A 24386-nucleotide genomic window follows, 5' to 3' on the forward strand; every position below is an offset into this window, starting at 1 on the left:
GTATGTACACTTCATCATATCAAAATCAATCGAGGTGTTCCACATGAGTTCATATCATCATCACGTCTCATTTAATCCGCATCCCAGCAAAGGGGAATTATCTGTACTGTTTAGCGGTCATGCCCAGACGAATCCGCTGCACAAGGTAGGTCCACAGGTGCTTGACTACTACTTGGTGCATTATGTGGTATCGGGTGAAGGAACCTTTCGCTGTATGGGGCAGGACTATCATCTGGAGCGTGGGGGCAGCTTTTTTATATTTCCCGGGGAATTGGTCAGCTATGAGTCGGATGAAATGAACCCGTGGAGCTATCGTTGGGTAGGCTTCAAGGGCAATCGGGCTGATGAATATTTGCACATGCTGGGTCTTTCACAGCACCGACCCGTGAATGTGACCAAGCAGCACCGAAAGCTCAATGCTTTATTTTATCAACTGGATCACAAGCTGCAGGCGCGGCTTCCCAATAGTGATTTGCAGTCCCAAGGCTATCTGCGGCTGATCCTTGCCGAATATGCTCAATCCCATCATGAGACTAATGTTCCGAAGGAAGAGGCATCAGGGATTCAGCAGCAAATTGAACAGGCGATCCGTTGGCTGACCCTCCAGCACAATCAGCCGATATCCATCGAACAAATGGCACAAAGCCTTGGGTATCACCGCACTTACTTATCAAAAATGTTCAAGCAGCACACCGGAATGTCACCCATGAATTTCCTGCTGAAAATACGGATGGAGCGTGCACGACTGCTGCTGCAGGATACATTGACTGTGGAGCAGGTCGCTTCATCTGTCGGCTTCGGAGATGCACTGTACTTTTCCAAGCAATTTAAAAAGTGGTTTGGCCGCTCACCGTCTGAATACCGGCAGGACCAAACCACCAACCCTTATGATTGCAATGAGTAACCGATCGGCATTTTGAGATCATACAACCCTGTACGTTCATTTACGCTTCCTGCCATGCTTCACTAGTGTCATTCGCCGTGAATGCCGCAGCCAGGAATAATACGCTTTCAAATCGCGAAGCTGAATATCTTCCGACAAACGTCCCAAAAAGGTAACAATAATCATTTTATGCAAAGGTTTGCCCGTGATATCCGTTTCATCCTTGAGCACCATAAATTCGGATACCACGGCCAAATCATCATCGATCAAATATACTTCTTTTTCATTTTCGTAATAGGGCTGCATCCGATTGTTTTTCAATACCTCCCATAAAAAGGTGCATATGTGCTCGAAATTGCCTTGATCGCTGTCAATTCTTTCCGACCATCGGGACAGGGCGTGGCTGGTAACGACAATATCAGCAATTTTGTATCCGTTAAACTCAATAAAAAAGGGTTCATAGGTGCTCCAACGCTTCATGCTTTTGTCCTTCAATATGTATCCCCCTCCCGATTCATGTATGGCTCCCCCTGTGATAAATGTAGTATTTATACTACATAACGTCAAGGTTTACTTTAATTTACTGGCAGTATGTGAGAAAATAAAAATAACTTCCAACATTTTCGCATCAACCTATTTCATTTCTATACAGGCTCACTTACAATAACGATTAAGAGGTGATTTTAATGGGACAAGCTATCCCTAATTTTGGCAAATTTCTTGAAAGTCTGCGCGGTTCCATCTCCTTAAGAGAGGCAGCCAAAAAAAGCGGATTATCGCATGCGTATATACGTGATTTGGAATTAGAAAAAAACCGTTCCACCAATGAAAAAATAACGCCTTCCCCCGATACCTTACAAAAGCTGTCCAACGCATACGGCTACCCCTATAAGGAACTGATGATTAAAGCCGGGCATCTTGAGGAGCACGATCTGATGCCTGACGCGGCTACCCCTGATATTGAGGTGGATCTGGGCCAAGTCTATTACATCGAAATTGGTATGAGAGATATTATATATGCGGATCAGCAAGCCCGATTAAAGAAAAGCATTGATTCATTAAGAGACTTCAGCGATTTCCTGGATACCTTGGAAGATAATGGATTCAAAAAGATTGATTCTGATTTATATGTAAATTTTCATAATATCCGCAAATACGATGAACGCAATGGCTTCTTATATTTTGATGCCTCCGGTGAAGGGGTTTGTGTCACGATATCAGCTACCCGCCAGCGCAAATACCACGAGCTTATTGTACGTCATGTAGCCAACAACAATCAGTCAAGCCTTGAATTCTCATTTGGCAAAACAAGCGGCAAAGAAGCATCAATCTCTCCAGCCCGTAACAAAGGCTAAGCAATATGATTATTGAACTGGCTGCGGCCCTATTGGGTGCAAATTATTACAACTTCCATACCGCTGGATTACATATCAGTATTACCTCCTAATTTATTCAATCAATTTCAGCCTTGAAACGATTTTGTATTTTGCCCGTGTCGGTTATTATTAGTGGTTTGCCATGATCAGGGTAGCTTATCGTAGGGAAGCTATGGAATTAATAGCAACGAGGTCCAAAATAATCAGTCGGGGGATCTATATGCTTGCTATTGAACAAGTTCTGGAATATCTTGTCCATTTTCTGGTCTGGCCTACTTTTTTTATGTTAGCCCTAGCATTATTCCGTATGCGATTAAAGCAGTATGTGATACCAATTATTGTGTCGACCTGTATCATGGCCCCAGCTGCCGCCTTATTGCAATCTTCAGAATTGATTTATTTGATAACCATTATTCAACCATTGGTTTTTTTATTCTGCCTTATGGTCGTATTTCACTTCAAATTTATTCATAGCATCATTATGATAGGTTTAGTATTTATTTATGATGTATTCGTAGAATACAGCTATAATATTGTGGTAGCCCAATTTAACTACGAGCAGTTTTTGCTTATTACTCAAAATGAATACATCATGCAAGCTTTTTGGGTAACCTTCATTAATTGTTTAACCATCTACATTTTAACGAAATCAAGATGGGGATTCACATTTATTTCTCCCCGAAGCATTAAAGCCCGTTCCGAAACATTGAACATTCAAAAAAAGCTGTATGTAAGTGCTATGATTTTTATTTTTCCTTTTAGCATGATTGGTTTATGTATTTTTCTGTGGAACGAATTGTTTTTGGTAGTGCTTTCTGTTGCTTCACTTTGGATCGCCATTGTTTTGCATTATTGCTATAAAAGAGAGTTGCTTGATTAGACCGGGAACTTATTCGTTTCGTGATTACAGCTAAAAAGAAAGCTTCTTGTCTAGTCAGGTATGGCTGTCAAGCTGAAAACTATCGCCACAGGAGGTGGAAACTTTATGTTTGCTAATCAACAAATACTGGAATATTTGATTTATTTTCTGGTTTGGCCTTCCTTATTTGTACTGGCTCTCGCATTATTCCGTATGCGATTAAAGCAGTATGTGATACCTATTATTGTCAGCACCTGCATAATGACGCCTGTTGCCGCTTTGCTGCAGTCTTCGGAAATAACTTACCTATTAACAATCATTCAACCGTTAGCTTTTTTATTTTGCCTGATGGTTGTGTTTCGTTTCAAATTTTTCCACAGCGTTATGATGATCGGTTTGGTATTTGTTTACTCTATAGCTGCAGAGTTTGCTTACAATATGATTGTAGCTCAATTCAACTACCAGTATTTTTTGGATATTCTTCAAGATGAATATATCATGCAAGGGTTTTGGGTGTCGTTTATCAATTACATGACAACCTACTTGATTATACGTAGTAGGTGGGGCTTTACTTTTATATCAGCTAGAAACAGTAAAATTCATTCAAATGCCATGATTATACAAAATAAGCTTTACTTGAGTGTTTTAATTTTTCTTGCTTCGTTTAGCATGATCAGTTTATCTATTTATTTGTGGAAAGACATGTTTTTGTTCATCTTTACATCTACGTCTACAATTCTTGCTGTTGTTCTTCATTATAGTTATAAGAGAGAGTTCCTTGATTAGATTCACCTGCTGCTGAATAAATCAATAGATGAGTATACAACTTTTAAAAGATCGCTTCTACATACCGTTTTAAATAAATTGTATGTATTCAGTGATGATTTAAGGTTTATAGTAGTATGAAAACGCTCTATTCGACAAAATTCTACTTGTTATGTAATCGATAGTGTATTAATATATCCATATACTATAATTTGCTAATTTGACTTGACACTAATGCAAAGGGAGCACGTTATGATACTTCTCACAAGAACAGTTTTCACAGTAATCGAGTTCACAGCAATGCTCCTTTTTTGTCTTTCTCTGTTTCGAATTTATTTTCGATATTCTCTGCATAAAGTAGTTGGAATCGCTGTAGTTATGTCATCAATTTCGGTCTATATTAGAGATTACTTAGAATTAACTGACTTTTCATTAATACCTGTTCTTGTAACCGGCGTTGTTATGATTACGATACTCTTCCAACTTCCCATTATTTTTTCATTTTTAGTGTGCGTACTCGGTTTACTTGCAACTGCAACATTTGAAGGACTTGTGATCTATCTGGGCTCTTATTACGATGTTTTTACCGAACAAATGCTCAAAGCCTCTATAATACAATTCAGTATATTCGAATTGGTCAATGCAGCTATTTTACTTTTAGTCATGTACCCCATACAGAGGTATAAACTTGGTTTTCACACAACAAGTAATGATGCGTTAAAAGCTTATAATTTTTGGTTGTCTGCTATTTTAATCATAGCCATCTTCACTATGCAGGTTGCACTTGTCAAACTCTCTACGATCCACATAGTAATTCCAATCATATTAGGTTTAATTTTATTAACTGCCGTTTATCTTGCTTATTTACATAACAAAAAGCTATGGAAAAACAGAAGAGAAAGGTTGTCCAAGCAATGAATTTCATCGATCGATCTGCTGAATCCATAGCCAAAAGCATTCGGAGGAATTATGATAAAGCAGGATCTGAAGCTGTTCTGAAATATTCATTAAATCTTGTGATCAATACGCTTACAGCCATAATGATAGCATTTTTATTTTGTACTTTTACTGGCCATTTATATCAGTTCCTGATCGCCTTTATATCTTTTATTGCTATTCGTTTTGTATCTGGTGGCATGCATATGTCTTCTTCACTTGCTTGTTGCATCATGACAGCAACTATATTTGTACTAACTTCATTTATTGATTTTAACTATAAAGCAATATTTGTAGTTCTAGATATAGCTTCAATCGTTATTTTCCTCGTTACAGTACCTAATGACATACAAGGTCTTAGCAGCCTTGATAGTAAATATTATCCTTTATTAAAACTTATTGCAGTATTATTTGTATCTAGTAATTTTATTATTCACTCCACGGTTTTAACTGCTTCCTTTATTATACAAGCCTTTTTAACTACACCTATTGCTTATAAAGCTAGAGATTTACTAGAAAGGAGGTGTCTATAGTATGAAAACCAAATTTGCTATTATTGCGAACAGTGCTCTAATGGTTCTTGCAACGATTTTTGTAACTACAAATTCTGTCCTCGGTCACCGTCCAGAAACTCCACAAGAGCTTTTAAAAAAATAATGTGTTATTGTAACATGTAGGGGCTGCGCTTTGCCGCGGCCCCTATTGTGCTATCAAATCCTTCTCTTATGGAGCTGAGTCTTTATGCAGAAAATTCCCGTCACGCGAGATGGCAAGAGAGGGTCAGAAATACTGATTATTGATTCGAGCGAAGTTGTCAAAATCGACAAAATTCGTGATCGTGAAATTGTTATTCATACCCAAGAACATCAGTATTACCTTGACTTCTCATTCGACAATTTAGAGGAATGGCTGTTTGAGGATGGCTTTCGATTATTGGATAATGCCAATATTGTCAATATGAATCATGTGGCGGAATATGACAATAAGAAAGGCATCGTCTATCTCAACAAGCAGGACCGTAATAAGTACAAAGTAGCTTCTGCGGCCCGAATTCACCGCGAGCATGTGGAGAATGTGATTCAGCTCATTCGTACATCGGATCCAAGCTCTGCTGAACACAACCCCAAAAAACATGATCAATTGTTTGAAAAAATCATCAGCGAGACTCAGGATGGCCAACTGCTTCGTTCTTATGCAACGATCCGTGCCGTGAACGAACGCAAGCGTGCAGAGGAAAAGATCGTACATATGGCTTACCACGATGCTCTCACCAACTTGCCCAATCGGTTGCATTTTGATCAGCGACTTAAAAGGAGCTTCGCCGAAGCAGAACGAACCAGTGGTAAAATGGCTATTATTTTCTTCGATTTGGATCGTTTTAAAGTAATCAACGATACACTTGGGCACCATGTTGGCGATCTGCTCCTTCATGCTTTATCCAATAAGCTTAAAGATTATGTTCTGGATAAAGATCTTGTTGCACGCTTCGGTGGAGACGAGTTTATTGTCTTATTATCTAATATTGCCAGCATGGATGAAGCCACTCAATTTGCCAAAGGGATTCCGGAGCTGCTCAAGGAGCCTTTTATTTTCGAGGATCAGGAACTGTTTGTAACAGCCAGCATCGGAATCAGTCTTTATCCGAACGACGGTACGGATGCTGAAACCTTATTGAAAAATGCGGATATCGCGATGTATCGTTCCAAAGAGAAAGGTGGGAATTCATACCATTACTATCATCCGGAAATGAACAAACGCTCTATGCATAGATTGAGTCTGGAAATTAATCTGCGAAAAGCACTGGAGCGTAACGAATTCCACGTATATTACCAGCCCTTTGTCGATTTGAGCCATGGTGAAATATTCGGTATGGAGGCGCTCATCCGCTGGTTTCATCCGGAATGGGGAATGGTCTCTCCTGCTGAATTTATACCGCTGGCCGAGGAAACCGGTCTTATTATTCCGATAGGCAATTGGGTGCTCCGGCAAGCTTGCATGCAAAATAAAAAGTGGCAGTCGCTTGGTAACCATCCACTTCGTGTTTCTGTCAACATCTCAGCCATACAATTCCATCAGCCTCAGTTTGTTCAAATCATTGAAGACACGCTGGAGGAAACGGGCCTTGATCCATCATTGCTCTGTCTGGAAATTACAGAAAATGTCGCTATGACGAACGTCCCTTATATTATTGAAACGATGCAAAAGCTGCGATCCATGGGTGTCTTTATTTCGATTGATGATTTTGGCACCGGCTATTCATCATTCAGCTATCTGAAGCGATTTCGAGTACATACGCTCAAAATCGATCAATCGTTCATCCGAGATGTGACCTTTGATGAGGAAAATGCCGCTATCGTCACGGCACTTATCGCCATGGCTCAACAATTAAAAATCAAATCCCTTGCAGAGGGTGTCGAAACAAAGGAACAGCTTGATTTTTTAATTATGCGAGGCTGTGATGAAATTCAGGGCTATGTGTTCAGTAAGCCGATTTCGGCTGATGAATTTGAAATTTTGCTTAGAGAAAATAAACAGCTGTCGATCATCTGAATCATAGAAAAAAGTGTGCGGTCTTGTACTGAAACTTTTTTCTATTTTTTTTCGTCTACTAATTAGTGAACTTAGTATAGAGATAAGGAAAGGAATCGAACATGGCAGCAACAACTGCATTAAGGGGTGTCAAAAAGAAAGTAAAAAAGAAAAGCCGATCTGTTATCCTCACATTAACCTTGTATACCTTTATCGTGCTAATGATGTTTGGGATGATGTTCAGCTTATGGTTCTTTTTGACAGAATCAGGCTCCAATCTTCGTTATATGATGGCTGACACGCTAATTTCTACTCAGCATCGGCATTGGGCCGTCTATTTGATTGGTCAGGAAGAGCTTAACAAACGTGTCGACAATTATTGGAAGCAATTTGATAAATTTGCCGAAATCAAGGATCAGAAGCTTGTCCAGGTGAACAAGCCTGTGGAAACCAAGGTTGTCGAAAAAAAGCCGCTTGTCCAAATCGAACCGATCGAAGGGAAAAATTTTAAAGGTAAGCTGTTGATTGTCAACGACGCCAAAAAGCTTAGAATAGGTGTTCCCGGTAAAGCAGGCAAAGGCGAGAAGGTATCCTCCATGGTCGAACGTCTTGGTGCGGTTGCTGGTGTGAATGCAGGCGGCTTCGTCGATCCGGAATGGAAAGGAAATGGCTTTCAGCCAACCGGGATTGTCATTTCAGGCGGTAAGATTTTTTACAACGATGGCGGCATGAATACAGCAAATCATATCGTGGCGATCGATAAGGAAGGTCGGATGATTGCTGGCAAGTACAAGCCAAGCGAGCTGCTGCAAATGGGCGTTCAGGAGGCAGTTACGTTTGCGCCGCGGTTTATTGTTAACGGTGTAGGCCAGATTAAGAGTCAAGCTGACGGTTGGGGCGTTGCACCACGGACCGCGATGGCACAAAAAGCAGATGGCACGATCATGTTTGCCATTATTGATGGTAGACAGCCCGGTTACAGTATCGGTGCCACGCTCTATGATATTCAACAAATATTTCTGGAAAAAGGTGCGGTGACAGCGGCTAATCTGGATGGTGGCTCCTCTACGGTTCTAGTCCATGACAATAAGATTGTTAACCGTCCTTCCAGTGAATATGGCGAACGGTATTTGCCTACGGCATGGCTCGTTTTCGATAACCCCAATTCGGCCCCGATACGCAATATTTGGGAGGGTCTGGACCCCAGTAAGATTGATGCCTCCAAATGGTGATTATAGCGCTTAACAACAAAAGACACGGGTACGGCAACGAAGTGGCGCTGCTGGAACCATGTCTTTTTGTTGTGGAGGTCAACCAGGCTTTGCTAACGGGTTTGTGTACCTAGCTTACTTTAGACTCGTCCTGAGTCGTTAACTCGTTCTCCGTGGATCCTTCCGATGTCCCTTCCGTAAGGGTCAGTGAAGCTTTATTTTTCCAGGACAATGCCGTTTCCTTTGCTTTTTCGGACCATTCCGATGTATGGCGGCTTACTGTTTGCGCGGCTAGCTGTGTTTTTTCATTTAAGGTACCAGCCAGCTGCTTTGTTTTATCGGCAATCGACTCTGCAGCCTGCTGGGTCTTGGTTGTAACCTGCTGCACACCATCCGCAATATCCGTTCTCAACTCCTTGCCTGATTTGGGAGCAAAGAGCAGTGCAGTCACAGCTCCCAATACAGTACCTACTACCGCTCCGATCAACAAATCCTTGTTTCTGTTATTGGTTGTCAAACTGATCATCTCCTTCACTGTTGTTCATTCGCAGGTGAGCTTGGTTTGGAAGATTTCCGAGATTGCCATTTGTGCCACAGCTCCGCACCCATAGTCGTCATGGCGATAAGATTACGCACCGTATCTTGCTCATTTTGAAGAGTAGCACGGGCCTCTGTTATCGAATTGGACAATACCCCCGATATCCCCTTAATAGACTTGGATAGACTCGCAGAGGCTTCACCCGTGCTCTGTATGGCCTGCATAATTCCATCTGCTGCATGTAAGCGGCGTTGGATATCAACTGTCAGGCTTTGCGTGGTTTGGATTAGCTGTTGAGTGTCCTCCAGCGTGCCCTTCATCTGTGCCTCCATCCGCTCCATCATCGCTAACGACCTGCGGATGGCTCGACGAACCTCAATCCATAAGAGAACGGCAATTCCAATCACCATCACGCTGGTGAGCACGGCTAAGCTAACGATTAATGGCCAATCCATGTATCCGGACCTCCTTCCCAAGCAGCTTCCCAGGACGAACGCCTATGGAATACTACATTATAGGTAGCAGCCCAGCGATTTGACACACATTTCTCAAATTTGTTTGGTGGAGCAATAGCCTGTTCGTGCAAAAGGTGGCATAATAGACTCATAACTTGTGGATGAGGTGGATGGTAGCATGAATCGTGAACAAGGATTACAATGGATTGAAAAAACGCGGATTATAGCGATAGTTCGTGGTGTTGAGGAACGTCATATTAACGATCTGTCCCAAGCGCTGTTGGATGGCGGGATCCGAGCTATGGAAATAACATTGAATACGTCCGGGGCCTTGTCGATGATTACCAAGCTGCAGACGCAGTTCGGCGAACACATGTACATAGGTGCGGGAACCGTACTCGATATGGAAGACGCGAAGCAAGCGATTGAGGCAGGCGCCTCCTACATAGTCACCCCGAACACGGATGAGGATGTTATCCGTTATGCTGTAGAGCAAGGGGTTCCGATTTTCCCGGGAGCGATGACGCCAACTGAAATCGTCAAGGCATGGAAAGCAGGCGCAACCGCGGTGAAGATATTCCCGGGAGCCAGCCTCGGATTAGCTTATATCAAAGAGCTTCAAGGACCACTTAATCATATCCCGATGGTAGCCGTAGGCGGAGTGAATGAGGCCAATATTGCGCAGTTTATTCAAGCGGGCTGCTATGGTCTGGGAATTGGCGGGTCTTTGATCAATTTACAGGAAATTGCCGCAGGTAATTTCTCATGGATTCGTGACAAAGCAGCAGCGTTGACAGCTAATGTGTGGGTGAAGTAACCAGACCGTCATCATATCTTAAAATAAAAACGATCTCCTGCGCGGGTAATGTGCGGGAGATCGTTCCTATTTGGCTTGTATCGAATACGAGCATTTGAGCCCGCCTTTGACCAAGCATTCCGTTCGCTTGACATCGGCACCAAGCAAGGTCTCAAACATCATCAGCTCGCAGTGACAAGCATGGTTATACTGATTGGCTACCTGAGAAATCGGACAATTGTGCTCATTGATGACAAAGGTACCATCCTCGTCAGCAGACCAATTTACCATGTAGCCATTTGCATTCTGAATTTCCGCCAGCGCCTTAACCCGATCCCCGAGCTCTTTGCCTTGCATTTGCTCTTCATAGCGATCAATCATCTTTTCCTTACGACGTTCAAATAACAGCTGTACCTTGGCCTCGCCTGCTTCTTCCACAAGCTCACCTAACAGATCCAATGTCAAATTATAGTAATTCTTCGGAAATAATTCATCTGCACTTTCCGTCAGCGAATATAAATTTGTCGGTCTTCCCATCGCTTGGCGTACCAGCTTCGATTCGATCAGACCATCGCGTTCCAGTGTATTCAAATGCCGGCGTACAGCCATTTCCGTAATTCCGAGCTGCTTGGCTATTTCGCTGACAGCCAAAGGTCCTTTGGTTTTCAACATGGTCAGTACGACTCTACGTGTCGACATATCAAATTCCTGGGTCACTTAGTCTCACCGCCTTATTGTTTACTGTCGTGTTCACCTGACAATCCTGCTCATAAATTGATTGTATATGAAAATCAGCTATAAGTAAATTATTATACTAAAAAGTATCATAACTTTCCAGTTTTCTCACAAGATCTGCGGCAGCAGTTCCTAAGGATTCTTACACCAGCTCACGGCTAATAAACGCGGGAACCACAGCTTCAAAAATGGCAAGTGCAGATGGGAGCGCACCGATCAGCGGGTGAAGAGTTTCTCGGGGATAGCTGGCATACTCCTGCGCTAGCGACTTCCGAAGCTGTACCAACTCGCGAAAAACAACGGCTGTATCTGCTTCAAAAACACGCTCATCCCTTAGAATCTCAATAATATCCTCGTAGCTGCTGGCATCCCGCATCATGAACGCATCAATTAACAAGCTGCCGACGTCGGTAATGGTCTCAATCGATAAATGCAAAATACGTTCCTGGGCCAGATGCAGCAGCAGCCTTTCGGATGATGGTGTCAGCTCCCAGACTTTCTCCAGCTGCTCACATGCCGCGATTAGTGTAGGAATAAACTTCAGTCGCAAATCAATTTGTTCATGATTGACATAATACATGGGTTTTATCTCCGTTTCTTATTTCTCCATTTGGACCACAGCATGATAGCCGGAAAACTGGCCAGCATCAGAATGATTAACATGGCTGCCTGCATCAAATATTCATAGCTCATGATTTCCCTTGCTCCTTTGCCTGCAAACCCGAATGAGCCTGTGCTTCGCGCCAATAAGCCCAATGATTCGTAGGTCCGTGTCCGCCACCAATACCAAGCTCGTGTCGAATTGCCAGTGTGATGAAGGTTTTGGCTGTTTGTACCGCCTCAGTTAAGGTCTTGCCTTTGGCAAGCTCAGCCGTAATTGCAGCTGAGAATGTACAGCCTGTTCCATGGGTATGGCGTGTCTCATAACGTTCTGCGGTGAAAAAATGAAACTGCTTTCCGTCATATAAGACATCGGTGGGATCGCCAATTCGATGCCCTCCTTTAATAATCGCTGCTCCTGCGCCAAACTGTTCAACAATTCGAACCGCTGCTTCCTTCATGGCATCCAAGGAGGATATCTCCATCCCGATAATGACCTCTGCCTCCGGAATGTTCGGCGTCACCAGCGCCGCTAACGGCAGTAGTCGCTTGCGCATCGCATCCTGTGCATGCTCAGCCAATAGCGCAGCACCACCCTTGGCAATCATTACCGGATCGACAACGAGCTTACTCAGCTTATGCTTGGTCACCAGATCTGCGACCAGTTCAATGACTTCCGGCTGCGACAGCATACCGGTCTTAAGCGCATCAACGCCAATATCCGATATAACCGACTCAATTTGCTTCGCTATGCCTTCAATAGGAATATCATAAATACCATGAACTCCGAGTGTATTTTGTGCGGTTACCGCTGTAATCGCTGACATTCCATAAACCTCAAGCATTTGAAAAGTTTTCAAATCAGCCTGAATACCCGCTCCACCACCGCTGTCCGAGCCTGCAATGGTTAGTGCTTTAAAGACTTGGTCCACATTTATTCTCTCCTTCTAGTGCGTGCTCATAAGGTCTGTTGTCACAACCAATAGCTTCTATTACAGGTTAACATGTCTTCCTCTTATCATAAAGTGTATAGGTCTGTTTTCCCACCGTCAAGTCAGCAGCTTATTGAGCATTTTATGACAACTTTCTCAAACGCTTTGACGGTCTGCATAGGCTGCGTTATGATGGTCCTAAATCGATTGCCGCCAAAGGAAGTGCTTCCCATAAGAAAGCATGAGCTTCATGTCCTGACTACAGCTCAGCAGGAACTTGACGAAGTAGCAGCCATTGCTTCCAGGTGCCCGACTGAGCTTATTGATATGTTTCATTTACGGGAAAAACAACGCAGCGCTCACGAGCTGACAGTATGGTACACAACTCTTAAGCCGTTATTCGCCCAATCTGCCATTTATATCAATGATCGGCTGGATGCGGCGCTCGCCGTACAAGCCCCTGGCGTTCAGCTTGGATTTAATAGTCTGACCATTCAGCAAAGCCGCCAGATAATGCCCGCAACCGTCCGTATAGGCCGCTCTGTCCATTCAGCCGAGGAAGCGGTACACGCAGCCAAGCATGGAGCCGACTATGTGTTTTATGGTCATGTCTATGAATCGAACTCCAAGGCCGGACTCGCCCCCCGCGGCGTTGCCACCCTGGCTGCTGTTGTAGCTGCCAGTCCGATCCCTGTCATTGCAATTGGTGGCATTGAAGTGTCCCGAGTTGAGGAAGTGCTGTCGACAGGATGCAGCGGAATTGCCCTGCTGTCTTCCATCCTGCTGCATTCCGAGCCCGCTCAACAAATCATCCGTTATCGAGAAGCATTGAATGTTTCCCAATACAGCCCAAGGAGAGGTTAATATTGAACACCAGGTCTACATCCGCAATCATTATCGGCGGCGGTATTATAGGTTGCACGATAGCATGGGAGCTTGCCCGCAGCGGAATACGCTGCACCCTAGTGGATAAAGGGGCATTAAATCAGGAAGCCTCAACAGCTGCCGCAGGCATGCTGGGAGCACAGGTAGAGACACATCAGCCTGGTGCCTTCTATGAGCTGTGCCGTCTGAGCCAACAATTATATCGCAATTGGAGCGAGGAAATTCATCAAATCAGCGCGATTTCGCCACAGTACATAGCGCAAGGAATTTTGCGTGCCGCACTTCACAGCGACGACGAGCAGGAACTGAAAAGCCGCCTCCCCTGGATTCAGAATGCCGAGTGGTTAGACACATCTGAGATGCTTGCTATGGAGCCAGGTATTTCCCCCCACATTCTGGGTGGTCTTCGCTTTGCGCAGGACCATCAAATTCATCCCGTACAGCTCGCCAAAGCGCTGCAAGCAGCCCTTCATAAGCTTCGCTGCGAAATTCGTGAATGGACACCTGTACTTGGCCTGCTGGAACGGCAGGGTCGCATCGAAGGGGTGCGAACAGCCGAGGGCTCCTTATACGCCGATCATGTCATCATATGCGCGGGAGCCTGGGGATCATCCTTAATTGAGCCACTTGGTCTGAAGCTGCCGATATTTCCAGTTAAAGGGCAGTGTATATCGGTGAGAACCGAAGCGCCTGTCCTACAAGGTACTGTATTTACACAAGGCTGTTATATCGTACCGAAGCTCGATGGAAGCATGATTATTGGAGCTACTCAGGAAGAAGCAGGCTTTAACAAGCGCTGTCATGTGAATGTGGTAAGTGATTTATTCGGCAAAGCCGTCAAGCTGCTGCCATCGTTAGAGCAGGCCGAGCTTGTGGGCACCTGGGCAGGTCTGCGTCCGGGTACAAGAGATGGCCTGCCGTTTATGGGAACATCTGCGCAGGCTCCTGGCTTAACGGTTGCCATGGGTCACTACCGCAATGGGATCTTATTAGCCCCCGCTACAGGCAAGCTGATTAAACAACTGATTCTGGGCGAGCAAACCACAATCGATCTGAGCCCTTTCTCACCCGACCGCGCGAGAGCTGTCTAGCGCAGACCAATCGCTGTGAACGACTTACATGCAGGAGGACTTTGAGCGCTCCATAGCGAATAACTCCAAGTAACAAAATGAATGGATCGAGACCGACTCAGGAGGAGCAGCTTCATGAACGAAATGAACGAACAACAAGCCACTCAGTGGCGCAAAAGAAGAACCATGGGCAAAGGCAAGTATGTGATGTATTTTGGTATATTAACCTGGGGAATCGCAGTAACTGCCATAATTACAGGAATGGAATGGCTGACACAGCATACCTTTCAAATGTCCTGGTTATACATTCGGCTAATCGTGTTTGCTTCAATCGGATTTTTTATATCCGTGCTGCGCTGGGAAGCCCGTGAAAGAAAATTCAAGTCTTATCTGATCAAAAAAGGAGCTTCGGAGTAATCCGATCAGCTCTTTTTTTAGAGTTAAGAATTATACGTTTTCAGCGAAGCTGAGCGATTCTTATCTCGCAAGAAAAGTTACATGTAAAACACGAATGTATCTTCGTCGAATAGGCTCCGATCAGGAGCTTTTTTTATTGTTTCCAAAAGATTATTTCAAAAATCCTTCGCAAATTATTAATTATTAGTCACTTGACAAACGTAAGCTAATTTAATATCATACTAAAGTAAAGTAAGTTAATTTAATTTCAGGAGGCATCATACTTATGTCAAAAGTATTATTTATTAAAGCTAATGGACGTCCGGTTGATCAAGCAGTAAGCGTCAAATTATATTACGCATTTTTGGAAAGCTACAAAGCAGCTAACCCCAATGACGATATTGAAGAATTGGATCTTTTTAATGAAACATTGCCATACTATGATGTAGATACGTTGACTGGCCTCTTCAAGCTTGGCAAAGGTTATGAATTAACAGGAACCGAGCAGGAAAAAGCCGACAATGTTAATAAATATTTGGAGCAGTTCCTTGCAGCTGACAAAATCGTTGTTGCTTTCCCACTCTGGAACTTCACGGTTCCTGCACAATTATTGACGTATTTGACGTATGTTGCACAAGCAGGCAAAACATTTGCCTACACAGCTGAAGGCCCTAAAGGCTTGATTAGCGACAAAAAAGTTGCCTTGCTGAACGCACGTGGCGGAGTTTACAGCGAAGGTCCTGCCGCTGCAATCGAAATGTCCCTGAATTATGTTAAAACGATCTTTAATTTCTTTGGAGTTCAAAATCCGACTACTGTTGTTGTCGAAGGACATAACCAGTTCCCGGATCGTGGTCAATCCATTATTGAAGAAGGCTTGGAAAAAGCTAAAGCTGCTGCCGCTTCTTTCTAAGAATTTAACGAAGAATCATCATAACATAAACCTAAAAAACTCCCGCACACCTATATATTTAGGGACGCGGGAGTTTTTTGTATACATTTTAACAGATGCAAAGACGACTCAAGTACTTTTCTTTCTCATAATAATCAAAGTGAACAGCAGCAGCACTTCAATGTTCACAAATGCAATACCATAGCCTGCCAATCCAAAAGTACGCGGAAATCCGACAAATAAAGAAGCCCACCATAAACTAGCTGCTGCGAATATAATCAAATTGATAGCTAGCGAAACCACTGAAGACATGAGCAGCTTTTGTGTCTTCCACATCAGCCCCACCCCTGCCAAATTTGGAATAATAAATCCGATACCCATAATCAGCCAATAGTAAAAATCGTAGGACAACGTACTCACTCCCGAATGGGTCTATTGTTTGCAGCAATCTTTCATTAGATTACCAAAACGAATTGTCGAACACAACCGATTCACCGTAACGTTGCAAAAATGTCAAACTCTTTCGTTACAAAATATCATCAAATTTAGTATACTAGTAGAAGAATCATTCTTAATGAAGGAGGTGCCATGATGGCACTTAGCAAAGCCAAAAAAATTCGTCAAAAGCAGGCACGTGAGGGGAAATACAATCCCGAGCTGAATCGCTTAAGCTGGAATGGACTTGACCCTGCAGCACGTATAACACCTACTCTGAGAGAACATAAGGAAAAGTTGCAGCGCAAACATAAATGGAACCATTCCCTGGACAGCAGAGATGGTTCCATTTACTTATTATATCGGAACATATGATGATATCCAGCCATTGGAAACTTTGAAATTCAGCTTTTATACCCATCGCTTTTATGATAGAGTTAAGCTTGGAATTCTAACTATTAAACGGTTTAAATATGTCGTTCAGTTCGATGCAGGCTTCAAGGGGAGGTATTAAAGTTGTTCAGCAAAGTAAGATTCAATTTAAGAACAAAAATTATACTGGGCTATCTTATTGTACTAATTGGCCTTAGCATATCCATACTTTTAATCAATGACCGTGTTATGTCAATGAAAGTAGACAGAGAATATATCACGGGACACGATTTCCAGGTTCATAATCTTAGCAATGATATTGAAAAAAACATGCTGGATATGGAGGATAGCCAGCGCGGCTATGTCATAACCGGGGATGCCAAATATTTGATCCCCTATAATAATGGATACAGCAGCTGGAAGGAAAACTATAATAAGCTTCGACAGTTGATTATAGATAATCCCAGACAGGTGCAAAATCTGGAAAAGATCAAAACCAACATCGAGCTTTGGATCGCTGAAGCCGGAGATCCTGTATTATCGATGAAAAAGGACAATAACAACACGGGAATCATTGAATTTTACAAATTAGATGTCGGTAAAAAATATACAGATCAGCTGCGCTCCCAGCTTGCAGCCTTTCGAAGCACCGAGCTCTCCTTAACCGAGGCGCGGAGTCAACAGCTCATCCGTGATAATGAAGTACTTCTCTCGATATTAAACACCATATGGATTGTAGTGTCCGCTATCTCCGTGCTGATCGCTCTAATCACATCCAGCTCCATCGTTAATACAATCAAGCAAGTTACAGGCTCGATCAAACATATTGCGACCTCCAAGGGTGACTTATCCATGCGGGTTGAAGTGAAAACAAAGGATGAGGTTGGCGATCTCGCCGAGATTACCAACGAGCTGTTGTCCAAGCTTGAAGAACAAAATTGGATCAACACCCAAATTACGGACATGGCAACAAATTTTCAAGGTGTGACCGAAATGAAATTGCTAACTCAATCCTTCATCAATAGAATCGCCGGTTTAGTCGAAGCCCACTATGGAGTCTTGTATTTACGCAAGATCGCGGATAAAAAAGACATGTTGCTCCGATACGCCTCTTATGCCGGGCAGGCGGATGGTGTGGGTGTAGAAAGCTTCCGAATGGGTGAAGGTCTGGTTGGTCAAAGCGCATCGGAAAATCGAATTCTGATATTGAATCAATTACCGGACGATTATATTAAAGTCACGTCAGGCTTGGGCCATACAACACCAAAACAAATTATCGTAGCACCCATTATTTTCGAAAAAAATGTGCTTGCTGTCATGGAGCTGGCTAGCTTGAACGAATTTACCAAGCTTCAACGAGAGCTGCTTGAACAAATTGTCGAGCCGTTTGGAGTCACACTGCACAATGCGGCCAGCCGTACGGAAATCGAAAATCTATACAGTGAGTCTCAGACGATGGCTGAAGAGCTGCAGGCACAGACGGAAGAGCTGCAGACACAAGCCGAAGAATTGCAGGTGCAAACAGAGGAGCTGCGTTCCACAAATGAGCATCTGGAAGAACAAAACCTGTTTGCCGAACAAAAATCGTTTGAGGTGGAGCAGGCCAAGAAAGAGCTGGAGCTGTATGCCGAGCAGTTGCAGCAAAGCTCTCAATATAAATCGGAATTTTTGGCTAATATGTCTCATGAGCTGCGTACACCGCTCAACAGTCTGCTTATTTTGTCCCAATTTTTAGTTGAAAATGCCAATGGTACGCTAAATGCCGATGAACAGGAGTACGCAAGAATTATTAATTCCTCCGGGAATGATCTCTTGTCGCTGATTAATGATATTCTTGATCTATCCAAGGTTGAGGCTGGAAAGCTTGAGATCGAGATTGCAGCTGTCAATCTGACAGAGCTTCCTCATGTTATGGAGCGCAGTTTCACACCAATTGCCAAGCAGCGCAACCTTCAATTCCGTATTATTCAACATCCTGGACTTCCTTCTTTGATTTTCTCGGATGAACAGCGGCTGCAGCAAATACTGAAAAATTTGTTATCAAATGCCTTCAAATTTACCGAAAGTGGAGCTGTCACTTTGTCCATTCGAAAAGCAGATCCGCTTGAAGCCAATATTTCGATGCCGGATGCAAGCACAGCCAATGTCATTGCCTTTTCAGTATCCGATACAGGCATCGGTATTCCTGTTAACAAACGTATGCTGATCTTTGAAGCGTTCCAGCAGGTTGACGGGAAAACAGAACGGAAATACGGGGGAACCGGACTCGGCTTGTCGATATCCCGTGAATTTGCCAATTTGCTTGGCGGCCGCATCGCTTTGGAAAGTGAAGAAGGTAAAGGAAGTACGTTTACACTTTATGTACCCTGCCTGCACAACCCTTCATCGATGGAGATGGTTACGATGTATGCTGAATCCTCGGCTACTGCTGTCAGCGCCTTGGAGCTGTCTGAAGCTCCTTCTGAAGCCCCGCCTATCGATAACCTGATCATTCCTGAGACCAAGCCTGCCGTGATCCATCAATCGATATTTGGCGGTAAGCAGGTACTTGTCGTAGACGATGACGTCAGAAATATATTCGCTTTGACCAAGGCACTCGAAATGCAGGGCATGCGTGTACTAACCGCTCATAATGGAAGGCAGTGTCTGGATATGCTGGATCTCCATAAGGAGATTGATATTGTATTGATGGACATAATGATGCCTGAGATGGACGGGTACCAGACGATGAGACATATTCGTCGGGATCAACAGCTGAATGAGATGCCTATTATTGCGCTCACAGCCAAAGCGATGAAATATGACCGCGAAAAATGTCTGGAAGCTGGCGCCTCCGATTATATTAGTAAGCCGATCAATTTAGAGCAATTATTTTCTGTTATGCGCGTTTGGTTAAGCAAATCCTAAAATCAAAAAGAGTACAAAAAGAAGCCACCGTTGATCACAACGGTGACTTTTTTTGTAGCTGTTATATGGAAGTTTGGATTCGTTTATTTCGACCACTGCTCTTTCATAAATCTCAGAGAAGCCGGCAGCTCCTGAGCGCGATCCTTGACCGTACATTCAGCCGACACCATACCGTTATAGCCTGCTGCCTTCAATTGCGCCACAAATTGTTCATACGGATATTGACCTGTTCCGGGAGACAGACGTCCGGTGTCGGCAATATGAATATGGGACAGCCAATCCTTATGAGCGACAATGGTTTCCAATGGCTCAGACTCTTCATCCATATGATAAAAATCGGCTAGTACTCGAATAGCAGGATCATTAATTTGCTTGGCATAATGCACACCTTCAGCTACACTCGTGATCACATTCGATTCTTTGGTGTTTAGAGGCTCGATAACCAGCGTAAGGTTAGTACCCTTAACCTGCTCGGCAATGATCCTTAGCAGCCTTAATAACTGCTCCTCCGCACGCGCATGCTCCCAACCCTCTGGGATGCTGCGTGATCTTCCACTTCCGAATACAAAAATGGACGATCCTGCTTGAGACATCGTATCTACGGCTCTGGCCAAATAGTTCGTGATGATCGTTTCATTAGCCTCTGGACCTACGACTTTAATATCTCCGGGAAATAGCACATTCCAGGCTTTAACCGGAAGTGGGCTATTGATATACAAAGGTAACGCTTTCTTGAAAGCCTCTTCATCTTGACTCAACAAGGGAGCAATCGAACATTCAATATAATCATATCCATATCTTTGAAGCTCCTCAGCATGCTCGATCTGCATGCACCAACCAAATGCGGTCATTACAATACCTCCTTAGGGTATGTTTATCACAAGAAGACGGAAGGAACCCCCGAGAGTGCAGGATCCGGTTAACTCTCATCGCCTACGTTTAATTTTACAGTAAATATATCATCGTTTCAGGACATTTCTTGTCGATTTTTTCAATTAATCAACATATCTTGACCTTGACATCGAACACATCATTTATTTCGCTGAAGAAAATTTAATTATCGATTTCCAACCGTTCCGAATGGGTATACACGTTAAAGGAATGCCCGCGAATAAAGCCGATTACGGCAATACCAAGGTCATGAGCAAGCTCCAGCGCCAGCCCTGTCGGGGCCGACTTGGACAGCAGGATGCCGACGCCAATCTTGGCCACCTTCAGCAGCACCTCTGAAGATACTCTTCCACTAAAAACAATAACCTTCCCTTGAAGCAGGGTGCGATGTCTGATGCATTGTCCAAAAATTTTATCCAGTGCATTATGTCTGCCTATATCTGAACGAACAAGCGAGACAGGCGCTCCAGTGCTGTCAGCACTGCATAAAGCCGCATTATGCACGCCTCCGGTATGATGAAATTCAGCGGAAGCTTGCTGTAGCTGGTTCATTAGCTCCAGACAACGTACAGCACTAATACGAGTCCGTAATGGAATCGTCTTGGCTGTTCTCGCATCATTATGAAAATAAAACTGCCGACTCTTCCCGCAGCAAGAGCCAATGAATCGCTTATTATACGAATCCTTGCTGGTGTTTTGCTTAACCGTGAGCTCGACATCGACAAAACCGCGCTCCACATTCAGCTTTAAGGTACGGATGTCCTCGATGACGCGAATAACCCCCTCAGAGGCGAGAAAGCCAATCGCCATATCCTCCAGATCCGAGGGACTGCATACGATGGTGGCAAACTCCTCTCCGTCTATTCGAATAGTAAGCGGATACTCAGAAGCTACTACGTCTTCTTGCTCATTAAATTGACCGCTGGAATACTTCAATATGCGCCATGTGGCCGTTACTGGCTGTTCTATTGGAGAATCATTCATAAAGTCCATTCCCATTCGGCTTCACCCCATTTCCGTTTCCAGCTCCAGCACTCGTTTTTCCACGTATTTGGTGTCTTTAAGGGCATGGAACGTTTCTGCCTTTTCTACAACTGCAGCTGTATTATATTCAGGTATGCCTGCGTGAGCTTCATAGACACCTTTAGGGATCAGGCTGTTGCCTTCAGGCCAATGAACCTCAATATTACCTTGTTGAATCGGAACCGGCTTCGCCCGCCCATGAAGTAATCCGTATTGGTTATATACTACGATAGCATCACCCGCTTTAAGCTGCAGTGCCTTGGCATCCTGCGGATTGATCAGCACATCGTAACGATCGGCTCCATTAAATGGATCAGTGGCACTATAGATCATGGAATTAAATTGCTTGCCGCGGCGGGTCGTGACACGGAAATGCCCTTCCGGCTTGCGAAGCTCAGGTTGTTCGATGGGGATCAGATTACCGCGGCCATCTGCAGTCGGGCACACTCCATCCTCGCAGAGCCAGGCGCCGCCCCATTGAAATACATCACCACGCTCGGATAAATGCTGAATACCATCATAATACGCAGCGGCAGCCGCAATTTCACGCCGAATATCCTCTGCACTCTGAAAAGCGACCAATCGTTTATACTCTGGATTTACTTTGGCTGCAAGCTCGGCATAGATCGCCCACTCCGCTCGTGCCTCACTGACTCTCGGCCCCTTGATTTCCGGTGAATAATAGACCATCCGCTCTGTGGATGTCGAGGTTCCACCTCCGGGCTGCTCATAGCGAGTCATCGCAGGCAATACGATCACGGCCTCCCTCGCTTCAGCAAGCGTAGACGTATTCAACACAATGTCCTGATGCACCCGAATATCGACATTTTCCAGACATTTGCGAACGAAATCGGGGTCAGGCATCGTTTCCAAAAAATTTCCTCCTGATGTATAGAAAAGCTTCAGCTTACGCTCGTGGTCATCAGGAAGCATCGAATTCTCCAATGAGACTCCGACAATATCCCCCTGCCATTTGGGCAGCTCGAAGCCCCACACCCGTTCCATGCGCGCAATACCATCCGCACTGAATTCGCCGCCAGGCAAACTGAACGGATCTGCACCCATTTCTCCTGATCCCTGTACCCCGCTGTGTCCTCGGATGGGCATCAACCCGCAAAACTCACGGCCCAGAAATCCTCGCAGCAGGGCCAAATTCGCCACCTGTGAAATATTGTCCGTACCAAAACGATGCTGCGTCAGCCCCATGCTCCAGACGAATACAGCTGACTTCGCCTTAGCCAGCAATTGGGCAAATTCCAGCATGCGCTCACGGCTCAATCCTGATGAGCGTTCCAGCAGCTCCCAATCCTGCTCCCTGACATGAGCCTTTAGCTGTTCATAACCGTTCGTATGCGCTTGAATGAAGGCATGATCCACCGCAGAGCCTGGACTCGCTTCTTCCATCTCGAACCAATGCTTCATCACACCGTTCATAAAAGCGATATCCCCACCAATATGAACCTGATAAAAGTCATCGGTCAGCTTGGTCCCAAATAACGCAGACTCTGGGATAGAAGGGATCCAATATTGATCCATCGACGGCTCATGATAAGGGTTAATGACGATAATCCGGGTGCCTTTACGCTTGGCCGCGTACATATATTTGGTCGATACCGGTTGATTATTAGCGGCTACACTGCCCCAGAACACGAGCACATCAGTGCCAATCCAATCCTTATAATTACAGCTGGAAGCTCCGATTCCGACGGAACGCTTGAGCGCTGTTTTGGATGGGGAGTGGCAGATTCTGGAGGCGTTGTCTATATGGTTCGTTCCCAGCAAGCGTGCAACCTTGCCTGCAGCGTAATAGGATTCATTAGTGATGCCACGTCCGGTCAAATAAAACGCAAGCTGCTTGGGATCGATGGCTCGAATTTTTGCGGCGATCAGCTCTAGAGCCTCATCCCATGGAAGTCTGGAAAATCTGTTCTCCCCAGGCCTGCGTATCAGCGGATACGGAATTCGGCCCAGCTTGCGTAGGGCTGCACTGTCCATAGTGCGCAGCTCTGCAATATCCTGATGCAGCACCTCCGGTCTGATCTCCGGCATCGTATTGAGACGCAGAACGTTAAGACGGGTCGTGCAAACATGCGGCCCTGCAAGCGTCCTGTCATACAGTCCGGATACACCAAGTGCACAGCCATCACACACACCTTGTGTCAAAATTCGATAGGCATATGGCAGTTGATCTTTATTCTCCCAGGCAATCTTCAATGATTCTTTAATATGATGTGGCTTGACTTGCCCCAATCCGAAGGGAGCTTTACTCACCCACAGCTTCGGGTCCAGTCGTTTGGGGAGCTTAATGGGTCCTGTATGTTGTGTTTTACCCAACCAGATTACCTCCTTGGTTTCATGCAAAATAATCAGCAAAACCCATACATTTACAAAAAAAGCCGCAGCAGTCCCTCCGTTTTTTGTTGGTACAAAAATAAAGGTTCTGATGCGGCTGTTAGTCTTGAGCAGGATCGCTGCCAAGTGCCAACGGCACATGTATGCAATTATGACGGTTTCAACTATTTATTGTAATGAAAACTTGCTTTCAATATCCTGATCGAACACAAATATCGACATCCCAAAATCCTTTTCCAGATCGATATCTACGAACAGCTCGACAAATTTGGCCCCCAGCAGCTGTTCCATTTCTATCGGCGGATGATTGCGATAAATATCTTTCACCATTTCGGTACGCGCTGTGCGCAATACCTGCTTGCCTTCCGTTCCTGAGGCGATGAACTTTTCCACCGGCGACAAGTTGCCTTCCATCTCACAAATTGCCCACTGCTTGCAAAAGGTGGTCCGAATTTCCCGCGGTCCCTTGCCCATATGTCGTTTTCGAAACGCTTTCACTAAATTGCTGAACTCTGCTTCCTTTTTGTTCATACCGAGAATCCCTCATT

27 protein-coding genes are annotated in these 24386 nt (G+C 44.5%); 16 read left to right on the forward strand and 11 right to left on the reverse strand.

Features of this window, described 5'->3' with window-relative positions; all coding sequences use genetic code 11:
* The first annotated feature begins 43 nt into the window (after positions 1–43).
* On the forward strand, positions 44–904 hold the full coding sequence (locus NST47_RS27360; RefSeq protein ID WP_341157948.1) for an AraC family transcriptional regulator: 861 nt from the start codon (positions 44–46) through the stop codon (positions 902–904).
* Between the two features lie 36 nt (positions 905–940).
* On the opposite strand, the gene NST47_RS27365 is transcribed toward NST47_RS27360, so the two are convergent.
* A complete protein-coding gene (locus tag NST47_RS27365) occupies positions 941–1378 on the reverse strand; it encodes a hypothetical protein (protein ID WP_341157949.1) in 438 nt (145 codons plus the stop codon).
* A gap of 191 nt (positions 1379–1569) precedes the next feature.
* On the opposite strand from NST47_RS27365, the gene NST47_RS27370 reads away from it, so the two are divergent.
* The 8 genes from NST47_RS27370 to NST47_RS27405 all read left to right on the forward strand — a co-directional run bounded on the left by NST47_RS27370 (position 1570) and on the right by NST47_RS27405 (position 8580).
* Positions 1570–2238: a helix-turn-helix domain-containing protein gene (locus tag NST47_RS27370; RefSeq protein WP_341157950.1), complete on the forward strand. Its 669-nt coding sequence runs from the start codon at positions 1570–1572 to the stop codon at positions 2236–2238.
* A 241-nt stretch (positions 2239–2479) separates the two neighbouring features.
* Positions 2480–3139, forward strand: a complete 660-nt coding sequence (locus NST47_RS27375; protein WP_341157951.1) for a hypothetical protein — start codon at positions 2480–2482, stop codon at positions 3137–3139.
* 60 nt (positions 3140–3199) lie between these two features.
* The gene (locus NST47_RS27380) at positions 3200–3904 is read left to right on the forward strand and encodes a hypothetical protein (RefSeq protein ID WP_341157952.1); all 705 of its coding nucleotides are present in this window, start codon (positions 3200–3202) and stop codon (positions 3902–3904) included.
* 357 nt (positions 3905–4261) lie between these two features.
* Positions 4262–4801: a hypothetical protein gene (locus tag NST47_RS27385; RefSeq protein ID WP_341157953.1), complete on the forward strand. Its 540-nt coding sequence runs from the start codon at positions 4262–4264 to the stop codon at positions 4799–4801.
* Positions 4798–5352 (forward strand): accessory gene regulator B family protein, encoded by a 555-nt coding sequence (locus NST47_RS27390; protein WP_341157954.1) that lies wholly within the window; start codon positions 4798–4800, stop codon positions 5350–5352. The genes NST47_RS27385 and NST47_RS27390 overlap by 4 nt, the downstream gene beginning before the upstream one ends.
* 1 nt (position 5353) lies before the next feature.
* Complete coding sequence (locus NST47_RS27395) at positions 5354–5476, forward strand: AgrD family cyclic lactone autoinducer peptide (protein WP_341157955.1); 123 nt, start codon at positions 5354–5356, stop codon at positions 5474–5476.
* A gap of 84 nt (positions 5477–5560) precedes the next feature.
* The gene (locus tag NST47_RS27400) at positions 5561–7369 is read left to right on the forward strand and encodes an EAL domain-containing protein (RefSeq protein WP_341157956.1); all 1809 of its coding nucleotides are present in this window, start codon (positions 5561–5563) and stop codon (positions 7367–7369) included.
* A 101-nt stretch (positions 7370–7470) separates the two neighbouring features.
* The gene (locus NST47_RS27405; RefSeq protein ID WP_445667402.1) at positions 7471–8580 is read left to right on the forward strand and encodes a phosphodiester glycosidase family protein; all 1110 of its coding nucleotides are present in this window, start codon (positions 7471–7473) and stop codon (positions 8578–8580) included.
* A 109-nt stretch (positions 8581–8689) separates the two neighbouring features.
* Here NST47_RS27405 and NST47_RS27410 read toward each other — a convergent pair whose 3' ends face one another.
* Positions 8690–9076, reverse strand: a complete 387-nt coding sequence (locus NST47_RS27410) for a YtxH domain-containing protein (protein ID WP_341157957.1) — start codon at positions 9074–9076, stop codon at positions 8690–8692.
* A gap of 14 nt (positions 9077–9090) precedes the next feature.
* On the reverse strand, positions 9091–9552 hold the full coding sequence (locus NST47_RS27415; protein ID WP_341157958.1) for a DUF948 domain-containing protein: 462 nt from the start codon (positions 9550–9552) through the stop codon (positions 9091–9093).
* A gap of 178 nt (positions 9553–9730) precedes the next feature.
* Here NST47_RS27415 and NST47_RS27420 point away from each other — a divergent pair, with 178 nt between their 5' ends.
* Complete coding sequence (locus NST47_RS27420) at positions 9731–10369, forward strand: bifunctional 4-hydroxy-2-oxoglutarate aldolase/2-dehydro-3-deoxy-phosphogluconate aldolase (RefSeq protein WP_341157959.1); 639 nt, start codon at positions 9731–9733, stop codon at positions 10367–10369.
* A gap of 66 nt (positions 10370–10435) precedes the next feature.
* On the opposite strand, the gene NST47_RS27425 is transcribed toward NST47_RS27420, so the two are convergent.
* The 3 genes from NST47_RS27425 to thiD all read right to left on the reverse strand — a co-directional run bounded on the left by NST47_RS27425 (position 10436) and on the right by thiD (position 12615).
* Positions 10436–11047 carry a helix-turn-helix domain-containing protein gene (locus NST47_RS27425; protein ID WP_083689119.1) on the reverse strand — a complete coding sequence of 204 codons (612 nt, stop codon included), beginning with the start codon at positions 11045–11047 and terminating at the stop codon, positions 10436–10438.
* 178 nt (positions 11048–11225) lie between these two features.
* The gene (locus NST47_RS27430; protein ID WP_262685768.1) at positions 11226–11663 is read right to left on the reverse strand and encodes a DUF86 domain-containing protein; all 438 of its coding nucleotides are present in this window, start codon (positions 11661–11663) and stop codon (positions 11226–11228) included.
* A gap of 109 nt (positions 11664–11772) precedes the next feature.
* A complete protein-coding gene (gene thiD / locus NST47_RS27435; protein ID WP_341157960.1) occupies positions 11773–12615 on the reverse strand; it encodes a bifunctional hydroxymethylpyrimidine kinase/phosphomethylpyrimidine kinase in 843 nt (280 codons plus the stop codon).
* A 192-nt stretch (positions 12616–12807) separates the two neighbouring features.
* On the opposite strand from thiD, the gene NST47_RS27440 reads away from it, so the two are divergent.
* From NST47_RS27440 to NST47_RS27455, 4 genes are all read left to right on the forward strand, one after another.
* Entirely contained in the window at positions 12808–13479 is a 672-nt protein-coding gene (locus tag NST47_RS27440; protein WP_341157961.1) for a thiamine phosphate synthase, read from the forward strand.
* Between the two features lie 2 nt (positions 13480–13481).
* Complete coding sequence (thiO, locus tag NST47_RS27445) at positions 13482–14591, forward strand: glycine oxidase ThiO (RefSeq protein WP_341157962.1); 1110 nt, start codon at positions 13482–13484, stop codon at positions 14589–14591.
* 114 nt (positions 14592–14705) lie between these two features.
* Complete coding sequence (locus tag NST47_RS27450) at positions 14706–14987, forward strand: hypothetical protein (RefSeq protein WP_341157963.1); 282 nt, start codon at positions 14706–14708, stop codon at positions 14985–14987.
* 265 nt (positions 14988–15252) lie between these two features.
* Positions 15253–15879, forward strand: a complete 627-nt coding sequence (locus NST47_RS27455) for an FMN-dependent NADH-azoreductase (protein WP_341157964.1) — start codon at positions 15253–15255, stop codon at positions 15877–15879.
* Between the two features lie 108 nt (positions 15880–15987).
* Here NST47_RS27455 and NST47_RS27460 read toward each other — a convergent pair whose 3' ends face one another.
* Positions 15988–16269, reverse strand: a complete 282-nt coding sequence (locus NST47_RS27460; RefSeq protein WP_076229076.1) for a hypothetical protein — start codon at positions 16267–16269, stop codon at positions 15988–15990.
* Positions 16270–16449: 180 nt separating this feature from the next.
* Between NST47_RS27460 and NST47_RS27465 the strand changes: the two genes are divergently transcribed.
* Positions 16450–16668, forward strand: coding sequence for a hypothetical protein (locus NST47_RS27465; RefSeq protein WP_341157965.1), 219 nt, complete (start codon positions 16450–16452; stop codon positions 16666–16668).
* A 252-nt stretch (positions 16669–16920) separates the two neighbouring features.
* A complete protein-coding gene (locus tag NST47_RS27470; protein ID WP_341157966.1) occupies positions 16921–19572 on the forward strand; it encodes a CHASE3 domain-containing protein in 2652 nt (883 codons plus the stop codon).
* A gap of 83 nt (positions 19573–19655) precedes the next feature.
* On the opposite strand, the gene NST47_RS27475 is transcribed toward NST47_RS27470, so the two are convergent.
* From NST47_RS27475 to NST47_RS27490, 4 genes are all read right to left on the reverse strand, one after another.
* Complete coding sequence (locus NST47_RS27475) at positions 19656–20423, reverse strand: sugar phosphate isomerase/epimerase family protein (RefSeq protein WP_341157967.1); 768 nt, start codon at positions 20421–20423, stop codon at positions 19656–19658.
* A 202-nt stretch (positions 20424–20625) separates the two neighbouring features.
* Positions 20626–21447, reverse strand: coding sequence for a formate dehydrogenase accessory sulfurtransferase FdhD (fdhD, locus tag NST47_RS27480; protein WP_341157968.1), 822 nt, complete (start codon positions 21445–21447; stop codon positions 20626–20628).
* Between the two features lie 21 nt (positions 21448–21468).
* Positions 21469–23820 (reverse strand): FdhF/YdeP family oxidoreductase, encoded by a 2352-nt coding sequence (locus NST47_RS27485; protein WP_341157969.1) that lies wholly within the window; start codon positions 23818–23820, stop codon positions 21469–21471.
* Between the two features lie 186 nt (positions 23821–24006).
* The gene (locus NST47_RS27490) at positions 24007–24369 is read right to left on the reverse strand and encodes a DUF2294 domain-containing protein (RefSeq protein ID WP_341157970.1); all 363 of its coding nucleotides are present in this window, start codon (positions 24367–24369) and stop codon (positions 24007–24009) included.
* Between the last annotated feature and the right edge of the window lie 17 nt (positions 24370–24386).

Source organism: Paenibacillus sp. FSL H8-0034, assembly GCF_038000305.1.
Classification (GTDB): Bacteria; Bacillota; Bacilli; order Paenibacillales; family NBRC-103111; genus Paenibacillus_S.

What these genes read in the sequence shown, in the direction of transcription:
- NST47_RS27395 (WP_341157955.1), top strand. Translation starts at nt 5,354, where the DNA reads ATGAAAACCAAATTTGCTATTATTGCGAACAGTGCTCTAATGGTTCTT.
- NST47_RS27430 (WP_262685768.1), bottom strand. Translation starts at nt 11,663, where the DNA reads ATGTATTATGTCAATCATGAACAAATTGATTTGCGACTGAAGTTTATT.
- NST47_RS27390 (WP_341157954.1), top strand. Translation starts at nt 4,798, where the DNA reads ATGAATTTCATCGATCGATCTGCTGAATCCATAGCCAAAAGCATTCGG.
- NST47_RS27385 (WP_341157953.1), top strand. Translation starts at nt 4,262, where the DNA reads ATGTCATCAATTTCGGTCTATATTAGAGATTACTTAGAATTAACTGAC.
- NST47_RS27455 (WP_341157964.1), top strand. Translation starts at nt 15,253, where the DNA reads ATGTCAAAAGTATTATTTATTAAAGCTAATGGACGTCCGGTTGATCAA.
- NST47_RS27470 (WP_341157966.1), top strand. Translation starts at nt 16,921, where the DNA reads ATGAAAGTAGACAGAGAATATATCACGGGACACGATTTCCAGGTTCAT.
- NST47_RS27360 (WP_341157948.1), top strand. Translation starts at nt 44, where the DNA reads ATGAGTTCATATCATCATCACGTCTCATTTAATCCGCATCCCAGCAAA.
- NST47_RS27415 (WP_341157958.1), bottom strand. Translation starts at nt 9,552, where the DNA reads ATGGATTGGCCATTAATCGTTAGCTTAGCCGTGCTCACCAGCGTGATG.
- NST47_RS27425 (WP_083689119.1), bottom strand. Translation starts at nt 11,047, where the DNA reads ATGTCGACACGTAGAGTCGTACTGACCATGTTGAAAACCAAAGGACCT.
- NST47_RS27420 (WP_341157959.1), top strand. Translation starts at nt 9,731, where the DNA reads ATGAATCGTGAACAAGGATTACAATGGATTGAAAAAACGCGGATTATA.
- NST47_RS27370 (WP_341157950.1), top strand. Translation starts at nt 1,570, where the DNA reads ATGGGACAAGCTATCCCTAATTTTGGCAAATTTCTTGAAAGTCTGCGC.
- NST47_RS27450 (WP_341157963.1), top strand. Translation starts at nt 14,706, where the DNA reads ATGAACGAAATGAACGAACAACAAGCCACTCAGTGGCGCAAAAGAAGA.
- NST47_RS27400 (WP_341157956.1), top strand. Translation starts at nt 5,561, where the DNA reads ATGCAGAAAATTCCCGTCACGCGAGATGGCAAGAGAGGGTCAGAAATA.
- NST47_RS27440 (WP_341157961.1), top strand. Translation starts at nt 12,808, where the DNA reads ATGGTCCTAAATCGATTGCCGCCAAAGGAAGTGCTTCCCATAAGAAAG.
- NST47_RS27405 (WP_445667402.1), top strand. Translation starts at nt 7,471, where the DNA reads ATGGCAGCAACAACTGCATTAAGGGGTGTCAAAAAGAAAGTAAAAAAG.
- NST47_RS27380 (WP_341157952.1), top strand. Translation starts at nt 3,200, where the DNA reads ATGGCTGTCAAGCTGAAAACTATCGCCACAGGAGGTGGAAACTTTATG.
- NST47_RS27465 (WP_341157965.1), top strand. Translation starts at nt 16,450, where the DNA reads ATGGCACTTAGCAAAGCCAAAAAAATTCGTCAAAAGCAGGCACGTGAG.
- NST47_RS27490 (WP_341157970.1), bottom strand. Translation starts at nt 24,369, where the DNA reads ATGAACAAAAAGGAAGCAGAGTTCAGCAATTTAGTGAAAGCGTTTCGA.
- fdhD (WP_341157968.1), bottom strand. Translation starts at nt 21,447, where the DNA reads ATGAATGATTCTCCAATAGAACAGCCAGTAACGGCCACATGGCGCATA.
- NST47_RS27475 (WP_341157967.1), bottom strand. Translation starts at nt 20,423, where the DNA reads ATGACCGCATTTGGTTGGTGCATGCAGATCGAGCATGCTGAGGAGCTT.
- NST47_RS27375 (WP_341157951.1), top strand. Translation starts at nt 2,480, where the DNA reads ATGCTTGCTATTGAACAAGTTCTGGAATATCTTGTCCATTTTCTGGTC.